The organism is Phyllobacterium sp. 22229, assembly GCF_052056495.1.
Taxonomy (GTDB): domain Bacteria; phylum Pseudomonadota; class Alphaproteobacteria; order Rhizobiales; family Rhizobiaceae; genus Phyllobacterium; species Phyllobacterium myrsinacearum.
This window is the reverse complement of sequence record NZ_JBQEPA010000034.1, coordinates 33,266-39,117: the sequence shown is the minus strand read 5'-3', so window position 1 is coordinate 39,117 and position 5,852 is coordinate 33,266. Positions and strand designations below refer to the sequence as shown.

Annotated in this window: 6 protein-coding genes; all 6 read left to right on the top strand. The window is 54.4% G+C overall.

What is annotated here, in order from left to right; all coding sequences use genetic code 11:
* Positions 1-224: 224 nt before the first annotated feature.
* Positions 225-1,250, top strand: coding sequence for a hypothetical protein (locus ACTJJ7_RS26780; protein WP_105737571.1), 1,026 nt, complete (start codon positions 225-227; stop codon positions 1,248-1,250).
* Positions 1,251-1,510: 260 nt separating this feature from the next.
* A complete protein-coding gene (locus tag ACTJJ7_RS26775; RefSeq protein ID WP_440969378.1) occupies positions 1,511-2,641 on the top strand; it encodes a LysM peptidoglycan-binding domain-containing protein in 1,131 nt (376 codons plus the stop codon).
* Complete coding sequence (locus ACTJJ7_RS26770; RefSeq protein ID WP_440969377.1) at positions 2,638-3,456, top strand: hypothetical protein; 819 nt, start codon at positions 2,638-2,640, stop codon at positions 3,454-3,456. Before ACTJJ7_RS26775 ends, ACTJJ7_RS26770 begins: the two co-directional genes overlap by 4 nt.
* Positions 3,457-3,464: 8 nt before the next feature.
* Positions 3,465-4,391, top strand: coding sequence for a hypothetical protein (locus ACTJJ7_RS26765; protein WP_440969376.1), 927 nt, complete (start codon positions 3,465-3,467; stop codon positions 4,389-4,391).
* Positions 4,392-4,516: 125 nt separating this feature from the next.
* Complete coding sequence (locus tag ACTJJ7_RS26760) at positions 4,517-4,705, top strand: hypothetical protein (protein WP_105737563.1); 189 nt, start codon at positions 4,517-4,519, stop codon at positions 4,703-4,705.
* 230 nt (positions 4,706-4,935) lie between these two features.
* On the top strand, positions 4,936-5,852 hold a 917-nt coding region (locus ACTJJ7_RS26755), incomplete at its 3' end, for an autotransporter-associated beta strand repeat-containing protein (RefSeq protein ID WP_440969375.1).

The following is a 5,852-nucleotide window of genomic DNA, read 5'->3' as shown; positions in this document are numbered from 1 at the left end:
CGCCTTACGATGCCAATCAGAGCCCGCAGTCGCCCATGATTGCATCCTACGATCTCGCCACAACGCGCGCGGCGTAAGGGCAAGAACCTGCAGCGGGTTGCTTTTGCGTCAAACACAGCACCAGCAGATTTGCATTGAGTATACATTGCCGGGTCGGCCACGCTACACCTCAAAGGCAGTTGCAACTTGGCTTGCCGATTAACAATCGAAATCAGGAGCAGAAGGTGGAAACAAAGCTTGAATTGGTCACGCGCTATCTCCAGGATGTAGAGCTTGCGAGAAAACAGTGGGATAACAATGTTGTCCTTCCCTATGCGCGTGCCTACAACAAGGCCTATGCCGCGTATAACAGGGTATTGGACAAACAGAACAAGGCCAATGCTGCCAAAGCTGAGCTGCTGTTTGTCGGTCTTTCAATTGTTGGTGGATCGGCGATCACGGCCGTCATAGGAAAAGTTGCTCTCCGAACTGTCGTAAAAGACAAGGTAATTGCGAAAATTTGCGACTTGCGCATGGAGCGGACATTCAATTTGGTTGGAATACTCGATTCCAGTCCGGTTGCGAGTTTCGCTACAGGAAAATTGCTTGATGCGGCAAGCAAAGCGCTGACCGACGCTGCCAAAAAGAGCCTTCAAAACCCTGTTCCTTCCGAAGCAACGGTCACAAATGATGCGTTCGACGTCTATTTGGCAATGCTGCAGGTTCTGGGGCGTGCGGTTGAGTTTGCCACTCTTGCGGCGCTGGATATTCGTGACAACCGGTCGAGCGCTGACGAGGCAAGAAAGGCACTGGACATTTTACGTCAGGCTCCGCTCATGAAGCCGCCACGTTCCCTTCTTTATGATGCCGCCCTTGCCGATGCTCTCGAACTAATGATGTACCTGAATTTCGTCACGACCCGCGATACACTGGTCAAGGGGGTTGAATCCAGATTTCCGTTGCCCCCCACCAGGACCGCGATCAATGCGGAGCCTGGTTCTCCGGAATATCCGCGCGGCTACCGGAAAGATCTTGCGCCCAATTCAGGCCCACGGAAAGTCTATGCCTACGCCAAAGTCGAGATAGAGCCGCTTGGCGGCGAGGTGGATAAACGGCTGAATGAGCTGCACCGCAAGTTTTTCGGCAAAGACCTAGTGGCGGATGGCTGGTTTCTCTCGACGCTCACCGAGCAGAACATACGTGATGCCATACAGTCACTACGCAATCTTGGGACACGCTATCGTCGGCCGGAAATGCTTGACGTATCTTGACAGAAATTCAATCGGGTCATCTTGGCTGGGATTGTCACAATGATCCGCCTGTCTTTCACCGTTTGTCACCGGCAGCAATATCTCAGGTTTTGCCAATGGAGTTTGCCATTTCCAGGTTACGGCCAGTCCTTTGGCGTCAAATGATGGCGATGCGGCCCCTTGTTGCGGCCGTGTCACAGGATTGTAGTCAAAACATGGTGATTTCATTCACATGTTTTGGGTGGCGGGGATTTTAACATTCCAGGGGCAGAGGAGGTACCATGCTTGGTGCTCGGTATGTGATCAAGTCGGGCGATACGCTCTGGTCTATTGCTCAGGACCAACTGGGGAGTGGCGGGCAATGGCCGCGAATCTGGCGCTACAACAATCGCCGCGAAGTGGTACGCAGCACGGGTCATGATATTCCTGATCCGGATTTGATCCATGCCGGCCGTACGATCCTTATTCCGGTTCTGCCAAGCCAGAAAATTGCTCCAAGGGGCAGCGCGAAGAGCGGAGCGGCTCATCCGCGTCAGGAAACCGCCTCATTGCCGGTTCCGTCGAGCCGCAGCTCGCAGCCTAGAACACAAACCACGCACGCATCGGGGCAGCAAGGAGACTTGAAGGGCGCACTGAAAAGCGTCAAATTACCGGCGGCACTCAAATACACGCTGAAGGAACAGCAAACCGTTGAGACGCCGGCTGCAACGATTGAAGTGCAGCTTACCGGTGACGTTTTGCTGATGGCAAGCAGCAGTGCGACCCTCACTCACAGCATGAGCGATCAGAAAACCGAGGTCAAAGCCACATCGGCGATGCATCATGCGTTCGGAGAGCTTGTCAGTGATAACCGTTTCATCTTCGACCCAAAAAAGAATGAGTGTACGATAAGGTCGATGCTGGTGAGCCAGAGCACGTCTCCCGGCATGCCGACAACAGCGACTGCCGTTGGCGTTGAAATGAGCAGTCTCAGCCCCATACCGAAACTCCGTTTCGAACTGAGGCTGCCCAAACTAAATGGCCGCATCAACAATTTCCTTTATACCGCCGTCGACATAAAATTTGTCGTCCTGGTTACGCCGAAGCGGCAGCCCCCCACAAGCGGGCCTTCTCCGCGCATGTTGCCAGTCCCTTCGACAGTGCCCCAGGCTCAACCAGGCTCCGGCAGGGATTGGGGAAAAGCCATTGGTGTTGGTTTGATAGCGACCGCCGGCGTGATTGTCGTTGCCACGGTAGTGGAGGATTTCTTCACTGCCGGTGCTGGTGTGGCTGATGATCCAGCTTCTTTTGCCGCTGCCGCCGCACTGTTCTCCCGCGGCCTGGCGGCGTTTTCACGCGCTGCAACCGTGCTTCCGCGCGCCGCTGTGCCCGCTAGTTTCGTCATGCGCAATTCATTCGAGCTGGCGCATTGAGGATTTCCCGCCGTGTTCTCCTTGGCATGGCGGTAGCGCTGGCTGGCGCCGGCGCCTATCTGATCACGCGCCCGGCCGGAGACGATGCCGGTGATCTTGAGGGTGTGGCGGATGCACTTGGCCGGCGGCAAGGGCTCATCATTGGCTTTGGCAATCCCAAAAGCTTCTTCGCGCCGCCCTATATTGAGGCCGATGCTGCGGTAGAGGGTGTTGTGTTCGATCCGGTCGATCGCGATATGGTGGCGGCATCGCTAAAAGGAATCGCCAGGGCCTTCAATGCCTATCCGGAAGGATGCCTTGGCAGGATTATCAAGGCGATCTTCATTGCCGGAAAGATCACAATCGACGGCGCCGAGGTTGGGGGTACCTATGGCCAGGATTGGATATTCGTCGCTGCGCCGCGCAATACCTCAGCCGAGACGCGTGAGTTGGCGGCAGAACTTGGCGTTCACCACGAAACGAGCTCGTTTATCTGGTGGCGCAATTCCGCGCTTCAGGCTGCTTTCATTGCACAGGAACCCGCTGACTGGACGTTTCAGACCAGTGCGATGAACCAGGTTGCAAGCGGTCACGCTGTGGACCCACCCGTAGAGACCGGTTTTCTGTCGGCCTATGGCGCAACCACATCCGAGAACGATTTCAACACCTATGCGGAAATCATCTTTTCCAATCCGTCTCGCATGCGTGATCTGGCGGCCCGGGTCCCACTGATCGCGAAGAAACTCAATCTTGTGCTCAATGCCTATACGCAAGTCGATGCAAGGCTCGCGGACAGTTTTTCAAAGATGGGATTGTCGACGTCCACCAACCGATGAGGTTCAATATGCAAAGTCCGTTTCCCGCCAGCATGGGTAATTATGTCAGTGGTCAAATTGCCAGACTTGAGGGTGAGCGGCAACGGCAGGCTGAGATTGCGGCGAGCTATGCTGCGACCGACATTTTTGCCGGCGTGGATGGTACAGGCGTGTTCAATGACCGTCAGTACCAACTGGAGTTCCAGAATAGCTTTGTCAATCGAATGAGTCGGGAATGGGATACGCCAGCCAAATTCTACCGGCGGGGCCCCAGCATCGACGGCATCGGGACAGCCAATCTGGCCTTTGCTGCCTTTGAGCATGTGCATAAGCTTTACAGCCAGAAAACCGGAAAGCCCAAGCGGATTTTTCTGGCCGGCTATAGTCGCGGCGGAGCGGCGGTGGCCAAGGTTTGCGACCTGCTGCAGGACAAGAATATTCCCGTACACGGACTCTTCTTGTTTGATGCTATCGACAGAGCCATGCTCATTACGCCGAGTTTTATTCCACGCAATGTTCGATTTTGTTTCCACGCTCGCCGTGATCCGCGATGCAATTCCCGTAACAGCTTTGGAAATTACGGCACCAAGGCACATCGAGAAAACACGATCTACAGGGAGAAATTCTTTTACTGCACCCATGGCGGCATGGGTGGCGTACCATGGCTCAAGGCCGATCCGGATGGTTTCATCAACGAAGCCGAAGACATCGACCTAGGCAGGCCGGTCGTTCAAAACCCTCTGATCCGAGGGCTCGCGTTGTCCACTCCCGCTGTGGGCGGATTGATCCTGTCGGACGAACTCGCACGCAAGGGCAATCAAATCTATCACTCTGCGGGCCGCACGAATGTGACGGTGCAACAGGATAAAACCGGGTCGGCAGAAGTCGGGCAGTGGATGTTTGCTGCGCTGAAGGAGTTACGCAGGGATTCTGCCGCCGGTGTGCCCGCTTCCTGATGCAACGGGAATCTTCAACCCGCAGTGATATATTTGTTGTGCAATTATACATTTATGAGGTTGTTTGCACGATTCAAAATGGGTAGCCAAGCTTCTCGTTGTTACCAAATAAAAAGGCTGCCAATATGAATCTGATGTCTGTGCCCGCTGTTGCGGGCATCTCAATTGGCGCTGCAATCGCTGTCACGTTCAATAAGAAAAACCGCCAGAAAACTGCGGGCGGCAAGGCTATTATATTCATTGGCAGTTTTCTTGTAACGCTTGCAGCCCTGCTTGCGTTGAATTTCGGGATTTATTATTCAAACAGCCGCTAACAAGTCCTGTCCGAAGCGGTACGGATCAGCGCCGCCGTCCCGGTCAAGCTGTTGAAACTTTTGCTTGTTCTCGTGAACCAAAGTTCCCGTGGATACACCGACACATAATTGCAACTCTACTGATGTAAATGCATCTTGGGGTTGAGCGCTTTGGCCTCGTTGTATAGTTTGCGCATAGAACGTAGTTCCTGATTTGCTTCATCAACGTCCATTCACCGGAAATCAATTCATTGAACAAGACGAGCGCAACCTCTCCCGTCCATTCCAGGCAGCGCGTTTTTCGGAAGGAAAACTACGTTTATCGTTTGCGGTCTACAACTAACCTTTCGCGATGCGTCCTTGCATCGGGCCTGTTGTCTGTTGGTCTCAATATCGTTTTGGCAGGCATGGCGCACGCTGCGGACCAGTACTGGGATGGCAGCAATACCACGGCCAACGGTACAGTTGATGGCGGCTCCGGCACATGGAATGCCACGGGCACAAATTGGACAACGGCGAACGGTGGTACCAATTCAACCTGGACAAGTGCCGGCACGGCGGTATTTCAAGGCACGGCCGGTACGGTTTCGATTGCCGGGCAGCAGAACATTGGCGGGCTGACGTTCAAGACGGATGGCTACAAGCTCTCAGATCAGGTGCTTGGAAATGCTTCGCTTAATCTGTCCAATCCCACCAACATTGTTACCGCCGACCCTGGTGTAACGGCTGTGATAAATACGAAGATAACCGGGAACGCGGGTTCCCAGTTTGTTAAAGACGGAGCTGGAACCGTCGTGCTTGGCGGGGACAACAGCTATGCTGGGGGTACCGATGTCAGAGGCGGCGTATTGCAGCTTCAAAAGGGGTTATTTCCATCGTTGGACGGTAAATTGGGTTCCACAACGGGAACAACCAGCGTTTCCGGTGGAACACTTGATCTGGGAACAACAACACAGCAGCAGCAAGCCCTGAATGTGACGGCGGGATCTGTCATCAATGGAACGATAAAGGTTGACACCGCAACCATCAGCGGTACGGGGACGGTTGCATCGAACTCAACGATAGATGCTGCCACCAGCGTTACACAAACCGGCGGGACGATGGGCGGGACGGCAAAGACTGTCGATTATAGCCTGTCCGGGGGAACGGCTTCAGGAACGATCACTGC

Excerpts from the sequence above, each read along its gene's own strand:
- ACTJJ7_RS26775 (WP_440969378.1), top strand. The coding sequence starts at position 1,511 with ATGCTTGGTGCTCGGTATGTGATCAAGTCGGGCGATACGCTCTGGTCT.
- ACTJJ7_RS26765 (WP_440969376.1), top strand. The coding sequence starts at position 3,465 with ATGCAAAGTCCGTTTCCCGCCAGCATGGGTAATTATGTCAGTGGTCAA.
- ACTJJ7_RS26760 (WP_105737563.1), top strand. The coding sequence starts at position 4,517 with ATGAATCTGATGTCTGTGCCCGCTGTTGCGGGCATCTCAATTGGCGCT.